The organism is Ruegeria denitrificans (genome assembly GCF_001458295.1).
GTDB lineage: Bacteria > Pseudomonadota > Alphaproteobacteria > Rhodobacterales > Rhodobacteraceae > Ruegeria > Ruegeria denitrificans.
Map to the genome: position 1 here is coordinate 77210 of NZ_CYUD01000010.1, position 23606 is coordinate 100815.

Here is a 23606-nt window from a genome sequence, read left to right on the forward strand (position 1 = left end):
CCCGTGCCCAGTCGACGCCATTTCTTGGCCGGTCTGGCCGCCACCAGCCTTGCACCGATACGTGGGTGGGCGGCAGTTGGTTCGCCGGATTATCTGGCCGCGGCCTTGTTCCCGGATGGCAGCTATCGGCTGGCCGGGCTTGATACGGGCGGAGATATCTTGTTTTCCCTGCCCCTGCCCGCGCGCGGCCACGCGGCAGCAGCCCATCCGCACTGGGCACAGGCCGTGGCCTTTGCCCGCCGCCCCGGCACCTTTGCGGTGGTCATCGACTGTACCACAGGCACCGAAATCACCCGGCTGACTGCCCCCGAAGGTCGCCATTTCTATGGCCATGGCGTCTTTTCGCCTGACGGCTCCCGCCTGTTCACCACCGAAAACGACTATGAGGCCGCAGATGGCGTGATCGGCGTCTGGAACACAGACGACTATACCCGCATGGGCGAGTTCCCCTCGGGCGGTGTCGGCCCACATGATATGAGGCTGATGCCCGACGGGCAAACGCTGGCCATCGCTAATGGCGGCATCGAAACCCACCCCGAGACGGGACGCACCAAGCTGAACTTGCCAACAATGCAGCCACGGCTGACCTATCTGGATGTGTCCGGCACGGTCTTGGAACAGGTTGAACTGCCACGCGCTCTGCATAAGAACTCGATCCGGCATCTGGCGGTGCGACGCGACGGGTTGGTGGCCTTTGCGATGCAGTGGCAGGGAGATAAAGCGCAGCACCCTCCTCTGCTCGGCCTGCACCGTCGGGGCGAAACCCTCCGTTTGCTTTCGGCCCCTGAGGCCGTGCAAAGTACGTTGCAAGGCTATGCGGGCAGCGTCGCCTTTGCCGGCGATGGATCCACGGTTGCCATCACCTGCCCGCGCGGCAACGCCTTGCACCGGTTCAGCGTCGCGGACGGGCAATTGACTGGTGTTTTCCCGTTGGAGGACGTCTGCGGCCTTGGCCCAGGCCCCGAAGGCTATTTTTTTACCACCGGCACCGGGATTGTCGGAGAGCTGACATCCGGACCCCACATTTCGGCCCGACCGGACTGTCAATGGGACAATCACCTGATCCCAATTCGCAAGCCTGCATAAACTCGGCAAACCCGACCACATAGATTACACTTGGAAGAATCAAACAGCTGCCGTAATGGCGGGCGCGAGACCGGCACATTAATTGCAAGGATTGACCTGATTGAAACAGACGCCCGACGCACCGCATTCCATCTACGGGGTTGAGAAATGGGGCAAAGGCCTCATCGAGGTGACGGAGCAGGGCGAGATCGGTCTGCGCAATCCTCTTGTGCCCGAGGCAGAGGCGATCAGTCTGCCGGGAATTCTGCAGGATCTAGACGAACGCGGTATCAAGGCACCGATGTTGCTGCGCATCAGCTCGTATCTGGAAAACGAGATTGCCCATATCAACGAAAGCTTTCGCGATGCGATTGCACGTGTCGGCTACAAAGGCAGCTATCGCGGCGTCTTCCCGATCAAGGTGAACCAGCAGGCCCAGGTGGTCGACCGGATCGTCGAGTTCGGCAAGAAATACAATTACGGGCTCGAGGCCGGGTCCAAGCCCGAATTGGTCGTCGCATTGGCGCACCGTCTGGCCAGCGAAGCGCTGATTGTCTGCAATGGCGTCAAGGATGCCGAGTTCATCCAACTTGCCATCCTCAGCCGCAAGATCGGCTTCAACACGGTCATCGTTCTGGAAAGTCCGAAAGAGGCCGAAACGGTGATCGAGGTCTTTAACGAGCTGGGCATCGAACCCCTGATCGGGGTGAGGGTGAAACTGACCAATCAGATCAGCGGCAAATGGGAAGAAAGCTCGGGTGACCGGTCCGCCTTTGGAATGAACACCGACCAATTGGTGGCTACTGTGGATATGCTGAAAGCGGCCGGTCTGCTGCATTGCCTGAAGTTGCAGCACTCGCATCTGGGCAGCCAGGTGCAGGACGTCAACGACGTGCGCCGCGCCGTGGGTGAGGCCTGCCGCTACTACACCGAACTGACGCGCGAGGGCGTGCCGCTGACCCATCTGGATCTCGGCGGCGGCATGGGCGTAGATTATACGGGTGAGAAGAAGGCTACCGAGAACTCGATCAACTATACGGTCGAAGAATACTGCGCCAACGTGGTTGAAACTGTGGCCTACGCCATGGACGAGGCCGAAGTGAACCATCCTACACTGGTGACCGAGAGCGGACGCGCCGTGGTGGCAACATCGTCGATGCTGGTGTTCAACGTGCTGGAAAGCACCTTGTATGACGCCCCCAATGGCCCTGAGGTCGAAGCGGACGATCACCATCTTGTCTCAGACCTTGCCGCGATCAACGGGTACCTCAGCACCGAGCGTTTGCAGGAATGCTGGAACGATGCCAATTTTTACCGAAACGAGCTGCGCGCGCTGTTCCGCCGCGGCTATGTCGACCTGCGCCAGATGGCGCGGGCCGAGCGGATTTACCTGTCGCTGATGGCCCGTCTCAAGGCGCTGGCCGCCAGTGATGATCTGGATACGGATGTGGACGACCAGCTTGAGAAAGTGGCGGATATCTACCACTGCAACTTCTCGCTGTTCCAGTCGCTGCCAGACGTCTGGGCCATCGACCAGCTGCACCCGATCGTGCCTCTGCAAAACTTGAACCGGACACCCGACCGCCGTGCGGTTCTGTCCGACATCACCTGTGACAGCGACGGTAAGATCGACCGGTTCATTCTGGCCGACGGTGTTTCACCCAGCTTGCCGGTACATTCCCTGCCCGAAGATCAGGAATACCTGATGGGCGTGTTCTTCGTGGGCGCCTATCAGGAAACACTGGGCGATCTGCACAACCTGTTCGGGGACACCAATGTCGTTACCATCGACCTGCGCGCAGATGGCGGCTTTGACCTGCTGCACGAGCAAGAGGGTGACACGATCAGCCAAGTCCTGTCCTATGTCGAGTTCGATCCGCAGGATTGCGTCGCCGCGTTCCGCAAAATGGTGGACGAGGCGATTTCGACCGGTACTCTGATGGCCAAGGACCGCAAAACCCTGATGAGCGCCTATCGCGACTCGATCAACGGCTACACCTATTACGAATAACCCCAGAGAGGAGATTACCCCCATGGGAACTTTGAGTGGCAAAACACTGGTTGTCGGCGCGGGCGGCGTATCCCACGCTGCCGTGCATAAGATGGCGATGAATTCGGACATCTTCACCGAAATCACTCTGGCCAGCCGCACCAAATCGAAATGCGATGCCATCGCCAAAGCGGTGAAAGAACGCGTAGGCGTTGATATCGCCACGGCGGAGCTTGACGCCTACAAGGTTGAAGACACCGTCAAGCTGATTAAGGAAACCGGCGCCGAACTGCTTGTCAACCTCGCCCTGCCCTATCAGGACCTGGTGCTGATGGATGCCTGCCTTGAGGCGGGTATCCACTACCTCGACACCGCAAACTATGAACCCGAAGACGTGGCCAAGTTCGAATACCACTGGCAGTGGGCCTATCAGGAACGGTTCAAAGAGGCGGGCCTGACCGCCATTCTCGGATCGGGCTTCGATCCTGGCGTTACATCCGTGTTCGCCAAATGGTTGAAGAAACACAAGCTGGACACCATCCGCCAGATCGACGTGCTGGACGCCAATGGCGGCTCCAACGATCAAGAGTTCGCCACCAATTTCAACCCCGAGATCAACCTGCGCGAGGTTCTGGCCGAAGTGCGCCATTGGGAAAACGGCGAATGGCACCATAGCCCGGCGCTGACCAACAAGGTTGAATACGATTTTCCAGCCATCGGACGGAAAAACATGTACCAGATGTATCACGAGGAACTGGAATCGCTCTCGACCCACTTCCCCGAGATCGAGCGTGCCCGTTTCTGGATGACCTTCGGCGATGCTTACATCAAACACGCAACGGTGCTCCAGAATGTCGGCATGACCCGCATCGACCCGGTCATGCATGACGGCAAGGAAATCATCCCGATCCAGTTCCTGAAAACCCTGTTGCCCGATCCCGGCGATCTGGGCGCAGAGACGAAGGGTAAGGCCTGCATCGGCGACATCGCCACGGGTCAGGCCAAAGATGGTTCGGGCGAGAAGACCTATTACATCTACAACATCTGCGACCACGAAGAATGCTATGCCGAGGTCGGCAGCCAGGCCGTTAGCTACACCACCGGCGTCCCCGCCATGATCGGTGCGGCGCAGGTGCTGAAAGGCAACTGGTCCGAACCCGGCGTGTGGAACATGGAGCAGCTCGATCCGGACAACTTCATGGACATGCTGAACGAGCACGGCCTGCCATGGCAGGTCCACGAACTGGACGGCCCGGTCGATTTCTGACCCGCATAACTTCATCTTGCTAAAAATACCTTGGGAGTCCGGGGGCAGAGCCCCCGGCCTCTCTACTCAACGGAGACGCCGGACATGTCCGAAATGATGACCACGCAGGCTGGTGACGCCGGAGCCTTCCGCAATTTTGACCTCAACCGCGTACCAACCCCTTGCTTCGTGGTCGATGAAAAAGCGGTCGAGCGAAACCTGACCATCCTCTCCGATATCGGCACCCAATCCGGCGCGCATGTGCTCAGCGCGCTCAAGGCGTTTTCCATGTTTTCTCTGGCCCCGGTGGTCCGCCAGCATCTCGGCGGCACCTGCGCCAGCGGTATCTACGAGGCCCGTTTGGGCCGCGAAGAATATGGCGGCGAGGTCGCTACGTTCAGCGCCGGTTACAAAGACGCCGATATCGACGAAATCCTGTCGCTGTCTGACCACATCATCTTCAACTCCTCCACGCAAAAGGACCGCTTTCTTGCGAAAGCATTGGCTGCGAATGTTCAGGTCGGTCTACGCATTAATCCCGAACATTCCGAAGGCGAAGTTCCGAAATACGACCCATGTGCGCCGTGTTCTCGTCTGGGCACCCCCGTCAGTCAGCTGAGCGCAGGGGTCCTGAATGGTGTCGATGGCCTGCACATGCACACGCTCTGCGAACAAGGCTTCGACCCCTTACAGCGTACATGGGCTGCGGTAGAACCAAAAATTGCGCCCTATATCAGTCAGCTCAAGTGGCTGAATTTCGGCGGTGGCCACCACATCACCCGCGACGATTATGACCGCGAGGGGCTGATCGCTTTCATCAAGAACATCCGTGAAACCTATGGCATTGACGTCTATCTCGAACCCGGCGAGGCAATCGCGCTGGATGCAGGTATTCTAGTCGGAGAAATCCTCGACCTACCAACCAACGGCATGGATCTTGCCATCACCGATATCTCGGCCACCTGCCACATGCCCGACGTGATCGAAGCCCCCTATCGCCCCGCCCTGATGGATGAGGCCGAGGCAGGACACACTTACCGTCTGGGCGGCCCTTCCTGTCTGGCCGGTGATGTGATCGGGGACTACACATGGAACAAGCCTCTGCAGATTGGCCAGCGTTTTGCCTTTCTTGATCAGGCGCATTACTCGATGGTCAAAACCAACACGTTCAATGGTGTGCCTCTGCCCACCATCGCGCTGTGGAACAGCGAAACAGACGAGCTAACGATCATCAAACAGTTCGGCTATGACGACTTTAAGGACCGACTCTCATGAGCATTTTTCTCGACAGTGAACTGACCGCGACCGAACGCTCAGAGGGCGCCCGGTTCCGCGTGATCCCGGTTCCGCTGGAGCGCACGGTCTCCTACGGTTCAGGCACAGCCAAAGGCCCCGAGGCCATCATCGAGGCCAGCAATGAACTGGAGCGCATCACCGGCCACGCCGAGCCTTGCATTGAGGGGATTTTCACCGAAGAACCCGTGGATTGCGATGCGTCGCTGTCCGAGATCATGGAGCGCCTCGCTCAACGCACCGAGGCCGCCATTCGCGCGGACAAAGTGCCGGTGACTTTGGGCGGCGAGCACTCGCTGAGTTACGGTGCAGTGATGGGGGTGGCCCGCGCGCTCGGTCAACCTATCGGCATTGTGCAGATCGACGCCCATGCCGACCTGCGCGATGCTTATCAGGGGGAAAAGCACTCACACGCTTCGGTCATGCATCTGCTGGCCGAGGAAGGTATCCGACTGGCCCAGTTTGGTGTGCGCGCTTTTTCGACTGAAGAGGCGCAAAGCCGACTGAAAAACCTCGTTTTCCATGTCGATGCCGAGAATCTGGTGACCGGCAATATCCACGCCGTCGACCTGCCCGAGGATTTCCCCAAGCTGGTCTATGTCAGCTTTGACGTGGACGGTCTCGACCCCGCCATCATGCCCGCCACTGGGACGCCAGTACCGGGCGGTCTTGGTTACTATCAGGCCTTACGGCTGGTCGAACACGCCCTAAAGGGCCGCAAATGCGTCGGCTTCGACGTGGTGGAGCTGGCCCCCAACGGCAATGCTGCCTGGGACTTTACTGCCGCGCAGATCGTCTATCGCCTGATGGCAGCCTGTTAACTTTCGGACGTTTCATTCAACTCCATATGCCCCTCGCCCTTGTTCAGGACGCGGCGCAGCATGGGCTCAAAGAACTCGAGCGGTTTGGTCGGATAATCCGGGTCGAACGCCTTTTGATCGTATTCATGGCAGAAATAGCGGCAGTCCTCCCAATACGGGCTGTCGCGATACTTGTCGCGGGCGTTGCGATCTCCGCCAAGGTGATGGTTGTAATAATACCCCTGAAACACGCAGTGGTGCTTGAGAATCCAATGGGTTTTCTCGCTGACATAAGGCTTCATCATCGCCGCTGACAGCTCACCATGGTTATAGGGTGACAGGATATCGCCGGTGTCGTGGATCAGTGCAGCGACCACAAGCTCTTCATCCGCACCGTCCTCGTACGCGCGGGTCGCAGCCTGAAGGCTGTGCTGATAGCGGTTCACCGGGTAGGGCGTCCAATCTTCATCCAGCGAACGGATCGCGTCCAGAATCCGATCTGGCAAGGCGGCGTTATACGCCTCTTCATAGTCCATGACGGCGTCCCAGTCGGCCTTAGTGGCCTCTTCGAAACTGGTCCACGTGGGTTTATGGCTCTTGTCCAGCATAGCGCGGTCCTTTGGCTAATCTTTAGGCGGAAGGTTAGCGCAAATCAGATGGTCAAAAAAATGAATTGATTTTATCAATATGATGAAAAAATACTTTCGCTATGCAACTCAAAGCGATCGAGACCTTTCTGTGCGTGGCCGAAACCGGGGGCTTTCATGCCGCCGCCCGCAAACTGAATGTGACCCAGACCGCCGTTAGCGCCCGCATCCGACTGATCGAAGAAGAAACGGGCAAGGCGCTGTTCACCCGCGGCGCCGGCGGCACCAGTTTGACCGAATTCGGACAACAATTCCGGCCTTACGCCGAACAGATGTTGTCGCTTTGGTCCTTTGCCGCGCGCGATTTACCCTCGCAAACGCAGAACCGGGTCGCTCTGCGTCTTGGTGCGCAACTCAGCATCTGGGACCCGCTTCTGGTCGATCTGGCCGTTGCATTTGAACAACGCCTCGGGCAGCTTTTGTTGACGTTGAACTATGACCACGATCCAAACATGGCCGATGCGGTCGCCACCCATGTTTTGGACGCCGCACTGACCCATGAAGCGCCGAAAGACTCGCGCGTGCGGTCATACGAATTGAACGCCGAGCGCTTGATGCTTGTCAAAACTCCAGCCACGGACGATCCGGTTTTCGTCAACCTGGAACTCGGAGAGGTCTATCAGGACCACGTCCGTTCGGCCGCGCGGCAGGCCACAGGGCAAACGGTGTTTCTGGGCAACTGCCTGATGGCCCTGCGCTATGTCCTACGGCGCGGCGGCACTGGGTTTTTTCCTGAATATGTCATCAGAGATCATCTGTCTTCGGGTCAACTGGTTCCTGTGGACGGTGCCCTCGACCTGTTGTTGCCGCTGTATCTGGTAACCCATCGAGACAGCACCACCGGCGAAGATATCATGATGTGTCTGTCCGATCTGCGCGCGAGTTAGGCCTGGGACATCGCGTTCGTCGCGCCCTTATGGCGCTTGCGCATCAACGGGCGTCCAGCGACCAACAGGAACACACCGGAGACCGCAATGCCGATAGCAGCTGGTAGATACAACAGAAACCACAGCTTTGGTTCCTCGATCACTACAGGAGAAACAAAACCCCGCACGCCCTCGAGAACGACCAGAATTGAAAAGGCTCCCAGAATCTGCGGCCACAAGCCAAATCGTGAAAAACTGCCCAGCATCAGCGTGGCGTACCCGGCCAAAGCCACTGCGATGCAAATGGCAATCCAGGAAAACCGCTGATGCAATTCGTCAACCAGTTCGCCAATTGGGAACCCTTCGGCGGCGTTGATGGCATCACGGTTCTGCAAAAGTTCGAAAGTGGGTATCGCCTCAAGGCTGCGTTCTGTCGTGATATCTGAATTTGTCAGCGTGGAAATGTCGTACGAGGCATCCTCGAACAGTGTCGATGACAAGATCCAGCCTTGCAGATTCAGCCGCAGGGCAATCCCATCCAGCATCACCAGATGCATGCCCGTTTCATTGTTGACGAGATAAGCCGTTTTCGAGGAATAGCTGACCGGGTTCTGAGGATCCCGCCGGTCTGACACGAAAACCTCGGACAGGGTACCGTCCAGATCAATAGCACCAATATAGACCGTGACACCAACGGCCGGGTGCAGGAATTCGCCCTCATTCAGCAATTGTGCAGTGACGTCCCCGGCAACCTCAGCCTGGCGCTGTTCAAGCTGTTCAACGGAAGCGGGGCGTAGAAAGACGCTGATGGCAGCCATCATCAGCCCTGACACCAATCCGAACAGGAACACCGCACGGGCCAACCGCCAGGGGCTGGAACCGGTGGCCAGCATTACCGTCATTTCGCTTTCGCGGCTCAGGCGGTTGGTGGCGTAGACAGCAGCAGCAAACACCGCCATCGGCATAACCGTCCGGATCAGCGTCGGCAGGGTCAGCGCCGAGAATTCCAGAAACACTATCGCAGATTGTCCGCCACTGATGACCCGGTCAAATAGGCTGACGGATCGGGTGATCCAGAACACACCGACCAAAACCAGGGTGAAAAAGCCGAACAGAATCAGCAATTGCCGCAGGAAATATCCGTCAAAACGCGACATAGGCCCTCTTACGCGTGTCCTTGGTGAGCGGACACTATGCCATTCCGCCGCCATAGGAAACCGGGATCGGCCATTTGTCACCACCTCTGAACAGAGAAGTCCACGGACACGATTTGCTTGCTTACACCCGAGCCTGCGGTGAGATCGGTTCGCCCAAGCAATGTCACCGGAGTTGCTTGCATTCAGCTTCGGGTGTGTCTTCCTTGCCCGCGCCGTATTGCCACGCACCTACGCCGCGTATCTACCGCCATGATTTCCTGCTAAAGTTTAAAAAAAACTTTGAGCAGACGGGCAGATGAGAGGCTTAATAGCAGCGTTGGCAGCGCTCGTCTTGATGAGTGCGCCATCAGAATCGAAAGAGATACAGGTTGTCAACGATCCAGGCGGGCGAATTCTGGACCGGAAGGTACAGATCGAAATCGCCAACCGGTCCAACGCGCGTATCCGGATCGTCGGGGATTACTGCAATTCTAGTTGCACCATGCTTTTGGGGGCAGACGATGTGTGCGTTTCATCTGAAACACTGTTTGGCTTCCACGGCCCGTTCCGGGTGAACCGGACAAAAATGACCGCCGAGGAGTTCGACAAGCAAAGCGCCTCGCTTTCCACTTACTACCCACGCCCGATTAAAAATTGGTTTATGTCCAAAGCAAGATTTGCGGGCCCGGATGAGTATCTATATGTATCCGGCGCGTACCTGATCGGTCTTGGCGTGCAAGAGTGCGTGTAAGACCTCCGCCGTTCATAACCTCTTCCTTCACCTAAAGAGCACGGTGCACAGCGTTTGACTGGGCATGAGCGATCAATGGGAACGAGAGATTAAGTGAAATGGCAGGGGCAGCAGGGTTCGAACCCGCGACCTACGGTTTTGGAGACCGTCGCTCTACCAACTGAGCTATACCCCTAAGGTGCGCCTCAGATATGCCAGCCGCGCGACGGACTCAAGAGGGTTTTTTAAGATTCAGCGCGACGAATGCTTCCGACAAACAAGTTGCGTACAGCGTTGAGTTCTATAAGACACGGTTTGGTCAGTACGAGGGGCGCAATCCGTGAGTATCCGCAAAAAGATCGCCGACAGCGAAGCCGTTCTAAACTGGGTCGCGCGCCGCATTGCAAGTTATATCCGGTTGGTCAATCGCAACACCAAGTGGCAGCGCATCGGATACGAAGAACTGGACCAGCTGGTCGAACAAGGTGAGCCGGTGATAGTGGTGCTGTGGCATCAGCGGCTGGCGCAGTCGCCGTATTTCTTCCCGCTGGACAAGGGCCAGATCTGTTCGATCACTTCATCTGCACGAGCAGGCAGCATGGTGGGCCGGGTGCAGAAACTGTTCGGCATGGACACGATCGCCATGACCAGCAAACACAAAAGCAACGTTGCCGTGTCGCGAGAAGTGCTCGGCAGGATCAAGAAGGGAATTTCCATCGGCATCGCCGCCGACGGACCACGTGGCCCCGAGCGAGTACTTTCTACGGTGCCACTGGTCTGGGCCCGCACCTCGGGCAAACGAATCTTCGGGATCACCTTTTCCGCGCAATATGGCAGCGAAGCGGGTACATGGGATCGCCTGTTGATGCCCCGCCCCTGGCGGAACAGGGGAGTATTTCTATGCCGAGAGTGGACCGAAACCGTGCCGCGCAAAGCCTCGGACGAGCAGATCGAAGCCCTGCGCCAAAGCCTTGAGCAGCACATGAACGAGATCACCGCCGAGGCCGACTGTATTGTCGGGCGCGCGCCGTGGACGCCCGAGAGTTAACCGCCCCTCAACCGCTGCATCAGATAAATTTCGCTGCCTTCGGGAATCGGTTCAGTCAACCCGCTGGCGATGACGCGCCCGTCGATGGCGATGGAAACCCCGGCATCAATGGGCGCTTGCAGCTGAGGGTGAGCGCGCACGAGGGCGCGCAATAACTCACCAGTGGTCTTGGCCTCAACCTCCACCACTTGCTGGCCCCCGGTCAGTGACCGGAGGCCGGACCAGAGATGGACCTCAACCATTGTCCTTGAGCGCTGCCAGAATGCGGGGCGGCGACATCGGCAATTGCTTCATCCGAACACCCGCCGCGTGCGACACCGCATTTGCGATGGCGGCCAGGGGCGGCACGATGCCGGTTTCACCCACACCACGCACGCCAAACGGATGACCGGGGTTGGGCACTTCGACAATCACCGTGTCAATCATCGGCAGGTCACTAGCAACCGGGATGCGGTAATCGAGGAAGATCGAGTTTTGCAGGCGACCATCGTCGCCGTAGACATATTCCTCGTTCAGCGCCCAGCCGATGCCCTGTGCCGCGCCACCCTGATATTGCCCCTCTACATAGGTCGGATGGATCGCCTTGCCGGCATCCTGAATGACCGTATAGCGGGTGATCGCGGTTTTGCCGGTTTCCGGATCGACCTCGGCGTCAACAATATGGGTACCGAACGACACACCTGCACCTTCGGGCGTGGCTTCAAAATGGCCCGAAATGGGCCCGCCGGTCTGGCCCATATGCGCGGTGATATCGGCCAGCGGGCGCGGGTCAAAATCGCCCGCGTTGGGACCCGAAGGTATAGCGCAGCCGTTTTCCCATTTCACCGCATCCGCCGGAATACCCCAACTGGCCGCGGCCCGTTCGCACAGCTTTTCAACCGCATGTTTCGCCGCCTTGATGGTCGCCAGACCACTGGCATAGGTCACGCGCGAACCGTGCGAAACGTCGTTATAGCCCAGCGTCGCTGTATCGGCGATAGTCACACGGATGTTCTCGTATGGGATGCCCAGAACCTCAGCCGCCATCAGCGCCATCGACGCGCGCGAGCCGCCGATATCGGGCGTTCCCACCATCAATTGTGCCGAGCCATCCTCGGACAGCGCCAGTGACACAGACGTCTCGCCACCATGGTTGAACCAGAACCCGCAGGAAATCCCACGGCCCTGCCCCGGCTTCAGCGGGGCCGAGTAATGCGGGTGGGCCTTCGCGGCCTCAAGCGTTTCCACCAAACCGATCCGCTCATACGTCGGGCCATAGCTGGCCTTGGTGCCTTCATGGGCTGCGTTTTTCAAGCGGACGTCGACCGGATCAAGGCCCAACTTCTTACACAACTCATCAATCACCGACTCGACCGCAAAGGCCCCCATCGGCGCGCCCGGCGCGCGATAGGCGGCCTGTTTCGGACGGTTGGCCATCACGTCATAGCCGATCTGGCTGACATTGGTCAGGTTATAGGGTGCAAAGGCGCACATGGCGGTCATATCGCCCGGTGCGCCAGGAAACGCGCCACCTTGCAAGCGGAACACACCCTGCGCCGCCGAGATGGTGCCGTCTTTCTTCATCCCGATCTTGATATCCATCGACGCCGAGGAAGTCGGGCCAGTAGCCCTAAACACTTCCGACCGGGTCATCACGATCTTGACCGGTCGGTTTGCCTTGCGGCTGAGTGCCAACGCCACGGGTTCGATGAAGACGGTGGTCTTACCGCCGAAACCACCGCCAATCTCAGAGGCTGTAACGCGCAGTTGTGAGGTTTCGATGCCCAGCAGCGCGGCGCAGGTTTTCTGCGCGATCCAGTGGCCTTGCGTGGTGCACCACAGCTCACCTTTGCCGTCATTGCCCAGCATGCCCAGACAGGCATGCGGTTCGATGTAGCCCTGATGGGTCGCCTCGGTGACAAAGCTGTCTTCGATGACCAAATCAGCCTCGGCAAAGCCAGCTTCGACATCGCCGTGTCCGCTTTCGTGGTACCGCACAATGTTCGGGTGCATCCCTTCGGGCACGGAATAATCCGCCGCGCCTTCGCGGATCACGGGTGCATCAGGTGCCATCGCCTTGTCTACGTCAGTGACGTGCGGCAACACCTCGTATTCCACCTCGATCAGCTTGAGCGCATCACGCGCCGCCAAAGCAGATGTGGCCGCCACAGCTGCTACCGCATGCCCGTCATAGAGCGCCTTTTCTCCCGCCATGACGTTTTCCAGAACATTCCAGAATTCGCCCTCAAGACCAGGTTGAAACGGTAACTCGGCAAAATCCGCGCGGGTGACGACGGCTTTGACGTCCTTGTGTGCCTCGGCCTTTGAGGTGTCGATCTTTACGATCCGCGCGTGGGCATGAGGCGAACGCAGGATCGCGCCGTGCAGCATACCCGGTGCGGAAATATCCGCTCCGAATTTGGCGCGGCCAGTGACCTTGTCCAGTCCGTCGGGCCGGTCCGGGCGCGTTCCAACGAAGGTGAATTGTGTCTTACGATCGTCGAGTGCCATCACGAAGCCTCCCGCAGTTCTTCGGCCGTTTCCATCACGGCGCGAATGATCTTGTCATACCCTGTGCAGCGGCACAGGTTGCCTGCCAGCCAATACCGGGTCTCTTCCTCGGTCGGGTTGGGGTTCTTTTCCAGCAGCGATTTGGCCGCAACCAGAATGCCCGGCGTGCAGATACCACATTGCAGGGCGGCATGTTCGATGAACTTCTTTTGCAGCGGATGCAGCACGTCACCCTCCGCGATGCCTTCGACGGTTTCGATCTGCTTGCCATCAGCCTCGACCCCCAGCATCAGGCAGGAACAGACCAGACGGCCATCAACAGTGACCGAGCAGGCACCGCAGTCACCGGTGCCGCAGCCCTCTTTCGCGCCGGTCAGGTTCAGCTTGTCGCGCAGACAATCCAGCAGGGTCTCGCGCGGATCGCAGAGGTATTCGACCGTGTCCCCGTTCACGGTGGTGGATACGTGGAACTTGCTCATGCTTGCTCTCCCTTGGCGCGGGCATAGGCGATTTTCGCGGCGCGCTTGGCCAGAACGCCAGCGACCTCAGTGCGGAATGCGATAGTGCCGCGCTTGTCGTCGATCGGGTTGCAAGCGGCGGATGCTGCAGCGGCCAGCGTATCCAGCGCGGCGTCATCCAACGTGCTACCGATAATCGACTTCGCGCAGTCCTCGACCAGCAGAACCGTAGGGGCCACTGCACCCAACGACACGCGGGCTTCGGTGACGGTGTCACCATCCAAACGCAAGTTTACCCCAACGCCGACCACGGCGATGTCCATTTCGGTGCGCGGAATAAAGCGCAGGTATGCGTCACCGCCATTGTCGCCACGCGCCGGGATATGCACCGCTGAAATCAACTCACCCTGCACCAGAGACGTTTTGCCGGGACCGATCGGGATGTCTTCGACCGCGACCTCACGGTCACCGTCCGGGCCGGTAACGGTGACGGTCACACCTGCCGCGACCATGGCAGGCACGGAATCCGCCGCCGGAGAGCCATTGCACAGGTTGCCGGTCAGCGTCGCGCGTCCCTGAACCTGTGTCGAACCTATCAGGTCCATCGCCTCGACCACGCCGGGCCAGTCGCGGCCCAGGTCGGGATGTTCGCTCATCTCGGCACCTGTGGCAGCGACGCCCAGGGTCCAGCTGCCATTGGCGTTACAGTTGATATCGCGCACGCCGTCGATTTTCTTGATGTCGATCAGCGTATCGGGCGTCACAAGCTCTGACCGCAGCTGCACCAGAACATCGGTGCCGCCTGCCAGAAACCGTGTAATGCCCGTCGCGTTTGCGGCCAGTGCCGAGGCTTCGGCAAAGCTGGCGGGGCTGTGATAATCCATGAAGTACCTCGCACCTGTTGATCAGGATTCACTGGGTTCAGAGGGGACGTTAGTGCAGCAACATGGCCGCGTCCATGGCAGGAGCGACCAATTTTTGAGTTATCTGATGTCGTTTCCGGACCTGATGTCAAAGGTCGATCTCGATCACACCGTCCGGCTGCGCCGCGCGGCTTTGGCACAGGATCATCGCATCCGCGCGCTGCGTGTTCGACAGGACGAAATCACGGTGTTCGATTTCACCCGAGATCACACCGCATTTGCAGACCCCACAAATCCCGTCCGAGCATTTGACGTCCACGTGAATCCCTGCCTCGGTCAACACTTGCGCGGCATCCTTATCTGCAGGGACCGGCAAGTCACGCCCCGTTTTAGCCAGCCGCAGCATGAACGGATGGTTTTCATATTCTGGCTGTTCGGGCACCGAAAAGTATTCCAGATGCCGCGCGTCTTCGGGGAAGCCCCGCGCCTTGGCGGCTTGTATCACTCCGTCCATATAGCGATCCGGCCCACAGGTATAAACGTGCCAGCCCGGTTGATAGCCAGACAAAATCGTATCCAGATCGGCGCGGGTACCTTCGTCCGAGAAGTGAAAGTGCACGTGTTCCGCCCATGGCATTGCGGCCAGATCATCCAGATAGCCAGCACTGGCGCGGGTGCTGGCGGAGTAATGCAGCGCGAACGGCTTGCCCAGCGCGTGCAGGCGATGGGCAAATGCAATCATGGGGGTAATACCGATCCCGCCGCCCATCAGGAAGGTCTTGGTGGCCGTCTCATCCAGCTCGAAATGGTTGATGGGCTTTGAGATGAAAACTTTTCGCCCTTCGTTGAAAATGCGGTGCAACAGGGCCGAGCCGCCGCGCCCTTCATCCTCGCGCAGCACGCCGATCTGATAGACAGACGGATCAGACGGGTCGCCCGACATAGAATACTGTCGCAGGAATTCCGGCGCGACCAGAACGTCCAGATGTGCACCCGCGGTCCAGTTGGGCAAGGGTGCGCCATCGAGGGCTGAGAATTCGTATTTGGTCACATCCGCGGTCATCTTATCGACCTTACTTAAGGCAACGCGCATCACCGGTGCGTCGCCCGCGATGGTATAGCGGTGGATCACCGACATATCCCCGGCTGCCTTACGGGTCTTGTATTCCTCGGCCGTGACCATCGCCCGATAGGCGGCAATTCCGGCCTCACGGTCCATGGCAAAAGGATAAGGCCAGGGGTGCGGTGCCAGATAGGCGGGATAAACGGCCAATGTCTGGTCTTCGAATTTCAGGTCTAGGTCTGTTTGCAAACCACGCCGGTTCAGCGGGTAAGCGGTGGGGCGATAGGCGCCGTCAGTCTGCAACTCGATATCCCACCACCATTTCTTGGTGTCGTTCAAACTGCCATTGCCGACCGCATCATCCAGTTTTGCCAACACAGGTGCTGCTTGTGGCAAGTTCATTGCGGCCCAGCGAAAGGGGCGTTCCTGGAAAATACCCTCAAGGTTCCACGGGCAGGTTTTCATGCACCGTCCGCACATGGCCCCACCGGACGTGCCGATCCGGTACGTTGCACATTTCTGGCTGTCGGATTTCCAGATTTCATAGCCGTTGAACATCAGCTTCGGCCCGGCCGTGATCGCCCCCGAAGGACATTCCCGCGCGCATTTGTTGCATGCCTCACAAAAGCTCTGCAGGCCGAAATCAATGGGCTTGTCGTGGCTGACAGGCATATCCGTTGTCACCACACCGGATTTCAGGCGCGGACCCAGATAAGGGTTCAAGATCACCTCACCAATCCGGCTAACTTCGCCCAGCCCAGACAACAGCAAGAGCGGCGGTTGCAGCACTTCGCCGTCCATGACGGTATGCGCTTTGGCCTTGTATCCGAGGTTACGGATTTGCTGCGCGATCACGCCGCCAAGAAGGGAAAACCGCAAGTAAGCCCGCATGGACTGACTGACTGCGATCCAGTCGTCACCACTGGACCCTTCCATGGTTTCACGCCCCTGGTCGATGATCATACTGATCGCCTGATCATGCGGGGGGTTGATTTCCTCACCAGCAGCGTCGTGGGAATACCAGCTCCATTCAGGGCACCGGCTAAGGCCGACGGCATCGGCACTTAAAAAATAGCTTGCTGCCTTGATATTCGCGGCGTTGCGCGCGGCATCGGTGGGCTGCGATACCTCAGCGCTTTCACCATCCTGTAACAGCACAAAGGCCCCAAGCGCCCGGCGCTGCGCAAAGCTGGGGGCAGACTTTCGAACATAATGCCCGCCCTTTGCCGCATCCTGCAGCGGCTTGCCCATATCGCCAAACAACGCACGGGCGAACATATCGGCGCGCTTGGGGACGCGGGCGACGTTTTCTTCGTCGATATAAGTGGTAGGGCTCTCAACGCGATTGAGCTTTTCGAACGGATGTGCGCCGTCCACATAACGCCGTTTGGCGTAAACGTCTCGGTTCAAGGCGTTCTTGGCAAACCCTGTACCCAACCACCAGGCCGGACCCTGCGCGCGAAACCATGGCTGCTGCGCCATGGGCAATAGAGGTTGGTCATGTGTGATCTCCAACTCGGTCGTCACGGCGGCCAGACCGAACCGTTTGCCTAGCCACGGGGCCACTATGTCGTCTCTTTCAACCGTGACCAAACCCGCTGCCACTGCCAGCCGCCCCAGATCAACCTCGGACGACATCGCGGTATGGGCCCGCGCGTCGTAACCCAGCAGGCGGATGTAATTGGCGATCACCACCGCATTCTCGGTCGCCAGCAGACAGGCGCGATGATCTTGCGCGTCGAAGATCCACTCGGCCCCCGGCTCGTTCGGGTCCGGGTCACGGTTGTGTTCATACAGAAAGACGATGGCATGGCGATGCGTGTCCATCGGCTTCGGCGTGGCCTCCATGCTTTCCTTCAGGTCGGCCATGATCAGGTCGATCCCCGAGGCCAGTGTCTTGGTCTGCCGCGTCTTCAGCGCATGGGCCAGCCGGTCGATATCAGGGTTGCGACGTGGCTCAGGCAACAGCGCCTCTGACAGCAACGGACCGCAGCCCATCATTGAGGCATCATTGAAATAACCAAATGCCTTGAGGTGATTGGCGCGCTCGGATGGGTCCACCGGGATATCTGACATCACCGGGTTCACGAACCCATCGCGAATGGCATCCATCATCGCCTGGAACTCACCCATCGCGTTGACGATGCTTTCGGGCTGACCCGATCGGTGAAAGCTCAGCTTGGGCATCGGTGGCACAGCGGACAGGTCTGGCATCCCGGTCTGCCGCGCCAACCGCTCCAGTGGATAACGGCCCATATGGACCGGTCTGTTCTTATCCGAGAAAAAGCGGATACTCATTGCGCGCCTCCTGTTGCTGAGTGTCACCTAATGCGCCGTAGACAGCAAATCCATTCATGAATAGTCATAGATGGTATGAGTAAAACTGATTTCACTGATCTGGACGGCAAGGTCCTGCGCACCTTTCTGACGATCCTCGAGGAAAGCTCGGTCTCAAAGGCTGCCGACCGGTTGGGTGTGACGCAATCGGCAATCAGCCACACGCTGGCCAAACTGCGGCAGGTTCTGGGGGATCCGTTGTTCGTGCGCTCGGGTCAGGGCCTGACCCCGACTGAGCGCGCCTTGTCGCTGAAAGAGCCGGTGCAGCAGGTGCTGGACGGCATGCGGGCACTGACGGACGAACGCCCATTTGATCCGCTAGCCGATGAGATCAGCATCCAGATTGCAGCCAACGACATGCCACGCGATCTGATCTTTCCACCGCTACTGCGCACACTTCGAACCGAAGGCGTGCGCCTGCGGCTGGGTTTCATCCCGTCCGGCGTCCCCGACCCCGACCTGCTGCGCAGCGACCGATGTCAGTTGATGCTGACCCCGCTGCCACCTGATGGGCCGGATATTTTTCAAAAACGTCTGCTGATCAGCCCGCTGATGATCTTTTACGATGCCGATCAGCGTCGCCCGCCGGACAGTTGGCAGGCCTATTGCCAGTCTGAGCATATCGAGGTGCGGTTTTCCGACGGGCGCAATTCCCGCGCGGTGATGCGTGGTGTGGATCAAAACCAGATCCGGCCACCCACCGTCACCTTGCCGCATTTCCACGCGATCCCTTCCTTTGTGAAGGGCAGCGACCTGATTTCAACGGACACGGCGTTGATGAAACACGGGCCGCTGGCGGCGCTGGACTGCGCGCCATTGCCGTTCGAGTGCGCGCCGGTCTCAATCTACATGGTCTGGCATCAACGTTCGGCGAACGACCCGGCCCATCGCTGGTTGCGCGCACGGATCGAGGCCATCGCCACAGCGTTGCAGAATTGATCATCGGGGCGGTCCGGGATCAGAGCCGTGCCTTGATCAGATGCATCAACGTTGCGCCAGTTTCGAAATAAGCACGGCGCAGGCCCGTCCAGCTTTCGCGGTATTCAGGCACCGCGGGGACAGGCAGAAGGTCAGGGTCGTCCTGCAGCAGGCTTTCTACCATCAAGCGGCCAAAAACCGTACCCGGACCGATGCCCCGTCCAGAATATCCGTGCGCTGAAAGGGCATTGGGACCGATCTGCGTGATCTTGGGGATGTGGTCCGAGGTCATGGCGATGCGCCCATGCCATCCTTCGGTCAACGACTGACCGGAAAGTTGTGGAAACAGCTCGGCCAGCTTGCGCCTGCACCAAGCCGCGTGAACCGTACGGCCTGCCTGACCCAGATCACCCATGCCTCCAATAATCAGCCGCCCTTCGGCATCCATACGGAATGAAGTCATGACCAATCCGGTGTCCCAGCACCCCTCCCCGCCCGGCAGAATGCTGGCCCGCAGATTGTCCGACAGCGGCGCGGTGAAGAACTGGAAATAATAGACCGGCACATAGTCCGTGGCCGTAGCTTGAAGACCCTGATGATAGGCGTTGGTGCCCTGGATTACCGATTTCGCCCGCACCAAGCCATGCGGAGTTTTCAGCACCCATTGACCGTTGTCGTACTGCATCGACTGCACCGGGCATTGGGTGACAATCCGCGCCCCGGCCTCGGCAGCGGCACGGGCCAGTCCACGCACGTAACTCAATGGCTGAATCGTTCCCGCGCGTGGATCAAACAGCGCGCCATGGAACGCCGCGCTGCCGGTCCGTTGCGTGGCCTGATCGGCGGGCAGCAATTTAACCGGGGCTCCCGTGGCGCTCAACTGGGCGTGACGCCTCTGCAAATCCTTCAGGCCCGAGGCGGAATGTGCGCAGTGCAACGTGCCATTGCGCACAGGATCACAGTCGATGCCATACCGTTCGATCAGGTCAAACACATCCGCAGGTGCCGCCGCCAAAAGATCGATCAAACGATCCCCGGCCTGCTTGCCCAGATGCGCGCGGATATCCTCGGGCGGCAACCACAGCCCGGCATTCGCCAGGCCGACATTACGGCCAGAACCGCCGTGGCCAATGTCTTGCGCCTCAAGCAGGCAGACCGACGCCCCGGCCTGCGCCGCGGTCAACGCCGCGGTACAGCCGGAATAGCCACCACCGATCACAGCCAAATCAACCGTCAGGTCACCGTTTAGGGGGTGGTCTACCACATGTTCGCGGCAGGTTTTCAACCACAGGGATTTGTCGTGGTCACTCACGCTGGACTCCAGAGTTTTGCGCGGATCATTGCGGCGGAATCAGCCGGTTGCAAGCACCCTTTGATCATCGCGGCCCATGGCGATCAGAAAAGGATCGGTTTGTTGTTGCGCCTGAAAGGCCGCCTTGTCCGACATGCCTTTCCAATCTGCCTGCACCAGTGACTGCGCCACGGCACCACCCAGGGTCGCGCCCGGGCCGGTGACAATGAACAGGTCCGGGGCGAACTCACGCGCGGCTGTCTGAATGGCGCGGGTAAAGTCATAGGTCTCGGTCACCTGATGGCCCAAGGTATAATCCCACAGTGCCTGCGTATCGGTCGCGCCAGGCCACCAGATTTTGCCGCGCCCATCGATCAGCGGGAGATCCGGCTGCGCAAACAGATCTGCGGTCAGTCGCGCGCGCCCTTCGGCTGCGACCGGCACCTGCAAGGAGGTATGAAATGCCGCGTGATTGGCCAACCGCATCGGAAAACGTTCCTGCACAACGGGCTGAGAAGCTTCGAACGCCTTCAACCCCGCTTCGTTCCCTGCCAGCACCAGCATCCCGCCCAGATCGATAGACAGCGCCAGATCGCACCCGTTGGTTGCATTGATCCGTTCCATGTCGGCCAGCAATTCGGCCTTGCGCGGCGGATCATCCTGCCAATCGTCACCGGTATAGGGATAGACAAGCTGCCCGCCAATCAGCTGTTCCTGCATCAGTGTGCCCATCGTGTTCACCACACGAAACCCATTCTGCGGCGACAGCGCACCGCCAGCGGCCAAGGCGATATACCAACCCATCGAATTACCGGTGACCGCGACGACCTCGATATCGTCCGCCAAAGCCTGCGCATCGGCCAAGGAGGCCGCGTAGATCAAGGGCGAGGCTACATCCCCCCGCGAATACTTGGACACCGTAAACCGGCTTGCACCATCCAGAGCAGTCACGGCGTCTTGCCCGGTCTCGGCGCGGATCGCGTCAAAGCTGTGGAACAGGTCCATCCGCTGCGTGTGATGACGGTGCAGATAGCCCAGTTCGGACTTGTTGTAGGTGCCCCGACCGGGACAGATGACAACGGCTGTGCGGGTCATTGGCGCCCTCCGGCCAGTTTCAGCGCGGCGGCAACGATGCCGTCCTTGGATGGCAGCGGAGCGGCATAGGCCGGGCCGGTGGCGATAAAGCAATCTTCGGCCACAACGCGTGCAGTTGGGGTTGCGGGATTTTCTTCAGCAAAGAACGTCATCAACGCCTCAGACTGGCTGCCCGTGCGGCGGCATTCATCCACGACCAAAACATGTGCGCAGGGTTTGGTGGCCTCGCGCAGGGCCTCGACCGGCAAGGGCGCCAGCCAGCGCATGTCGATGATGCGGGTCTTGATCCCGGCTGCGTCCAGTTCGGGCAGCGCCTGTTGCGACAGATAATGCCCGTTGCCATAGGTCACGATGGCCAGATCGGTGCCATCCCCATGCACGCCAACCTCACCCAACGCGATACGTTGATCCGGCGATGGATAAGTGGTCATCCATCCGCCATCTTGCGCCTCGTGCAAATCGCGCATCGGATACAGCGCGATGGGTTCTAGAAACACCACCACCCTTTGCTCTTCCCGCGCCAGCCGTACACATTCGCGCAGCATTTGTGCCGCATCCGCGCCCGAGGACGGACAGGCAATGATCACGCCCGGAATGTCGCGCAGCACCGCCAGGGAATTGTCGTTATGGAAATGACCACCGAACCCTTTCTGATACCCCAGCCCCGCAATCCGCAGAACCATCGGGTTCGTAAACTGCCCGTTCGAGAAGAACGGCAGGGTCGCGGCCTCGCCCCTGATCTGATCTTCAGCGTTATGCAGATAGGCCAGGAACTGAATCTCGGGGATTGGAACAAAACCGTTGTGCCCCATGCCGATAGCCAACCCCAGAATGGATTGTTCATCCAACAACGTGTCGATCACCCGGTCCGGGCCAAACCGCTGCTGCAGTTTCTGTGTAACCCCATAGACGCCCCCTTTTCGGCCCACGTCTTCGCCCATACAGACGAGTTCACCATGTTCCAGCATCAGATCGGTCAACGTCCAGTTGATCAGGCGGCTCATGGGCTGAGGATCACTCATCGCTCGCAAATCCCCTCCAAAGGCTTTGGCGCGCGCCTTGGCGCTCGGACCGTTGGTGGGTTTGCAGGTACGTTTCGGCGGGATCAGGCTGGCCATTACCTCGGCGGCATCGGACAGATGCGGGCGGGTGGCGGCCTCGGCGGCGACACGATCCGTGCGGGCGCAGGTGTCATTGTAAATCTTCAATGCCTGATCCGGCTGCAACGCGCCCGCCTGATCCAACAAACGCACAGTATGCAGCAGGGGATCATTTGCTTCATCAGCTTCGACCTCAGCTTTCGGCAGGTAGGTGGTCGGCACATCCGCCCCAGCGTGACCGTAAAGGCGCACGGTTTTCAGGTGCAAAAATGCGGGTTTACGACGCGTTCGCACATAATCGGCGGCTTCCTTCGCCACGGCGTGGGTCTCAAAGATATCCAACCCGTTGGCCTGGAAATACTTGACGCCCGGCCGATGCTCCATCGACGATTGAATCCAGCCCTTCGGTGTCTTCACCGAGATTCCAATTCCGTTATCCTCGCACACGAACAGCAACGGTAACGGCGTTGATTGCACACTGGTCCACCCGGCCGTGTTGAACGCCCCTTGCGCGGTCGAGTGATTGGCCGATGCATCCCCAAAAGAACAAACAGCAATCCCGTCCAAGGGCAACTCGCTATGTTCCGGGTCATGCCGCCGCGCTGCGCCCAGGCTATAGGCCGCGCCTACCGCTTTGGGCAGGTGGCTGGCAATGGTCGAGGTCTGCGGCGGGATCGTCAGCGCCTTGGACCCCAACACCTTGTGCCGCCCGCCCGAGGTCGGGTCTTCTTTCGAGCACGCAAAGCTCAGCAGCATGTCCCAGGCGATCTGTTGGCCCGGCACCTGTTCGGCCCGAGCAATCTGAAACGCCGCATCGCGATAATGCAAAAAGGCAATGTCGGTCGGGCGCAGCGCGTGGGCGACGGCTGCCATCCCCTCGTGCCCCGAAGAGCCAATCGTATAGAAGCCCTGCCCCGCCTTTTGCATCGCACGGCTGGTGCGATCTAGCGCACGGCTGAGGACTTGCGACCGAAACAATGACACCGCATCGGGATTACTCAAACCCGGTCTGGGGGCAGTCCCTTCGGGAAAATCGCGCTGTGCGACTCGGGTCAGGAAATTCTCGTGAACGATCTGAGCGCGATCCATGGCCTGTTCCCTGATCCTTAATGGCTACAATCCGGAGTGATACCGCAGCACCCCCCCTTTTCTTGCAGGCTTTCGAGGGCA

The 23606-nt window shown here is 59.3% G+C and carries 19 protein-coding genes and 1 tRNA gene; 9 read left to right on the plus strand and 11 right to left on the minus strand.

The features are described from left to right. Positions 1-3 precede the first annotated feature (3 nt). From RUE5091_RS15705 to speB, 5 genes are all read left to right on the plus strand, one after another. Complete coding sequence (locus RUE5091_RS15705; RefSeq protein WP_058282889.1) at positions 4-1086, plus strand: DUF1513 domain-containing protein; 1083 nt, start codon at positions 4-6, stop codon at positions 1084-1086. Between the two features lie 100 nt (positions 1087-1186). Continuing rightward, on the plus strand, positions 1187-3076 hold the full coding sequence (gene speA / locus RUE5091_RS15710) for a biosynthetic arginine decarboxylase (protein WP_058282890.1): 1890 nt from the start codon (positions 1187-1189) through the stop codon (positions 3074-3076). A gap of 22 nt (positions 3077-3098) precedes the next feature. Then, the gene (locus tag RUE5091_RS15715; RefSeq protein ID WP_058282891.1) at positions 3099-4322 is read left to right on the plus strand and encodes a saccharopine dehydrogenase family protein; all 1224 of its coding nucleotides are present in this window, start codon (positions 3099-3101) and stop codon (positions 4320-4322) included. Positions 4323-4406: 84 nt separating this feature from the next. Beyond that, on the plus strand, positions 4407-5576 hold the full coding sequence (nspC, locus tag RUE5091_RS15720) for a carboxynorspermidine decarboxylase (RefSeq protein ID WP_058282892.1): 1170 nt from the start codon (positions 4407-4409) through the stop codon (positions 5574-5576). Continuing rightward, a complete protein-coding gene (speB, locus tag RUE5091_RS15725) occupies positions 5573-6415 on the plus strand; it encodes an agmatinase (protein ID WP_058282893.1) in 843 nt (280 codons plus the stop codon). Before nspC ends, speB begins: the two co-directional genes overlap by 4 nt. Here the strand turns inward: speB and RUE5091_RS15730 are convergent. After that, positions 6412-7002 carry an HD domain-containing protein gene (locus RUE5091_RS15730; RefSeq protein WP_058282894.1) on the minus strand — a complete coding sequence of 197 codons (591 nt, stop codon included), beginning with the start codon at positions 7000-7002 and terminating at the stop codon, positions 6412-6414. The two genes, speB and RUE5091_RS15730, sit on opposite strands and share 4 nt — an antisense overlap. Positions 7003-7103: 101 nt before the next feature. On the opposite strand from RUE5091_RS15730, the gene RUE5091_RS15735 reads away from it, so the two are divergent. Next, complete coding sequence (locus RUE5091_RS15735; RefSeq protein ID WP_058282895.1) at positions 7104-7928, plus strand: LysR family transcriptional regulator; 825 nt, start codon at positions 7104-7106, stop codon at positions 7926-7928. On the opposite strand, the gene lptF is transcribed toward RUE5091_RS15735, so the two are convergent. After that, positions 7925-9064, minus strand: a complete 1140-nt coding sequence (gene lptF, locus RUE5091_RS15740) for an LPS export ABC transporter permease LptF (protein ID WP_058282896.1) — start codon at positions 9062-9064, stop codon at positions 7925-7927. The genes RUE5091_RS15735 and lptF overlap by 4 nt on opposite strands. A 334-nt stretch (positions 9065-9398) precedes the next feature. Here lptF and RUE5091_RS15745 point away from each other — a divergent pair, with 334 nt between their 5' ends. Then, positions 9399-9794 carry a hypothetical protein gene (locus tag RUE5091_RS15745; RefSeq protein ID WP_058282897.1) on the plus strand — a complete coding sequence of 132 codons (396 nt, stop codon included), beginning with the start codon at positions 9399-9401 and terminating at the stop codon, positions 9792-9794. Between the two features lie 99 nt (positions 9795-9893). Here the strand turns inward: RUE5091_RS15745 and RUE5091_RS15750 are convergent. Beyond that, a tRNA-Trp gene (locus RUE5091_RS15750) sits at positions 9894-9969 on the minus strand. Between the two features lie 144 nt (positions 9970-10113). Here RUE5091_RS15750 and RUE5091_RS15755 point away from each other — a divergent pair. Then, positions 10114-10821, plus strand: coding sequence for a lysophospholipid acyltransferase family protein (locus RUE5091_RS15755; RefSeq protein ID WP_058282898.1), 708 nt, complete (start codon positions 10114-10116; stop codon positions 10819-10821). Here RUE5091_RS15755 and RUE5091_RS15760 read toward each other — a convergent pair. From RUE5091_RS15760 to RUE5091_RS15780, 5 genes are all read right to left on the minus strand, one after another. Continuing rightward, entirely contained in the window at positions 10818-11063 is a 246-nt protein-coding gene (locus tag RUE5091_RS15760; RefSeq protein ID WP_058282899.1) for a MoaD/ThiS family protein, read from the minus strand. The genes RUE5091_RS15755 and RUE5091_RS15760 overlap by 4 nt on opposite strands. Next, positions 11056-13311, minus strand: coding sequence for a xanthine dehydrogenase family protein molybdopterin-binding subunit (locus RUE5091_RS15765; protein ID WP_058282900.1), 2256 nt, complete (start codon positions 13309-13311; stop codon positions 11056-11058). The genes RUE5091_RS15760 and RUE5091_RS15765 overlap by 8 nt, the downstream gene beginning before the upstream one ends. Beyond that, positions 13311-13790 (minus strand): (2Fe-2S)-binding protein, encoded by a 480-nt coding sequence (locus RUE5091_RS15770; protein ID WP_058282901.1) that lies wholly within the window; start codon positions 13788-13790, stop codon positions 13311-13313. The genes RUE5091_RS15765 and RUE5091_RS15770 overlap by 1 nt, the downstream gene beginning before the upstream one ends. Further along, on the minus strand, positions 13787-14653 hold the full coding sequence (locus RUE5091_RS15775) for an FAD binding domain-containing protein (RefSeq protein ID WP_058282902.1): 867 nt from the start codon (positions 14651-14653) through the stop codon (positions 13787-13789). The genes RUE5091_RS15770 and RUE5091_RS15775 overlap by 4 nt, the downstream gene beginning before the upstream one ends. 127 nt (positions 14654-14780) lie before the next feature. Next, positions 14781-17993 carry a reductive dehalogenase gene (locus RUE5091_RS15780; protein WP_058282903.1) on the minus strand — a complete coding sequence of 1071 codons (3213 nt, stop codon included), beginning with the start codon at positions 17991-17993 and terminating at the stop codon, positions 14781-14783. Positions 17994-18068: 75 nt separating this feature from the next. Between RUE5091_RS15780 and RUE5091_RS15785 the strand changes: the two genes are divergently transcribed. Continuing rightward, positions 18069-18971, plus strand: coding sequence for a LysR family transcriptional regulator (locus tag RUE5091_RS15785; RefSeq protein ID WP_058282904.1), 903 nt, complete (start codon positions 18069-18071; stop codon positions 18969-18971). A gap of 19 nt (positions 18972-18990) precedes the next feature. On the opposite strand, the gene RUE5091_RS15790 is transcribed toward RUE5091_RS15785, so the two are convergent. From RUE5091_RS15790 to RUE5091_RS15800, 3 genes are read right to left on the minus strand one after another with little or no spacing between them, the layout of a single operon-like run. Beyond that, positions 18991-20262: an NAD(P)/FAD-dependent oxidoreductase gene (locus tag RUE5091_RS15790; RefSeq protein WP_058282905.1), complete on the minus strand. Its 1272-nt coding sequence runs from the start codon at positions 20260-20262 to the stop codon at positions 18991-18993. A gap of 39 nt (positions 20263-20301) precedes the next feature. Then, the gene (locus RUE5091_RS15795) at positions 20302-21336 is read right to left on the minus strand and encodes an ACP S-malonyltransferase (RefSeq protein ID WP_058282906.1); all 1035 of its coding nucleotides are present in this window, start codon (positions 21334-21336) and stop codon (positions 20302-20304) included. Then, complete coding sequence (locus RUE5091_RS15800; protein ID WP_058282907.1) at positions 21333-23525, minus strand: dehydrogenase E1 component subunit alpha/beta; 2193 nt, start codon at positions 23523-23525, stop codon at positions 21333-21335. Before RUE5091_RS15800 ends, RUE5091_RS15795 begins: the two co-directional genes overlap by 4 nt. Between the last annotated feature and the right edge of the window lie 81 nt (positions 23526-23606).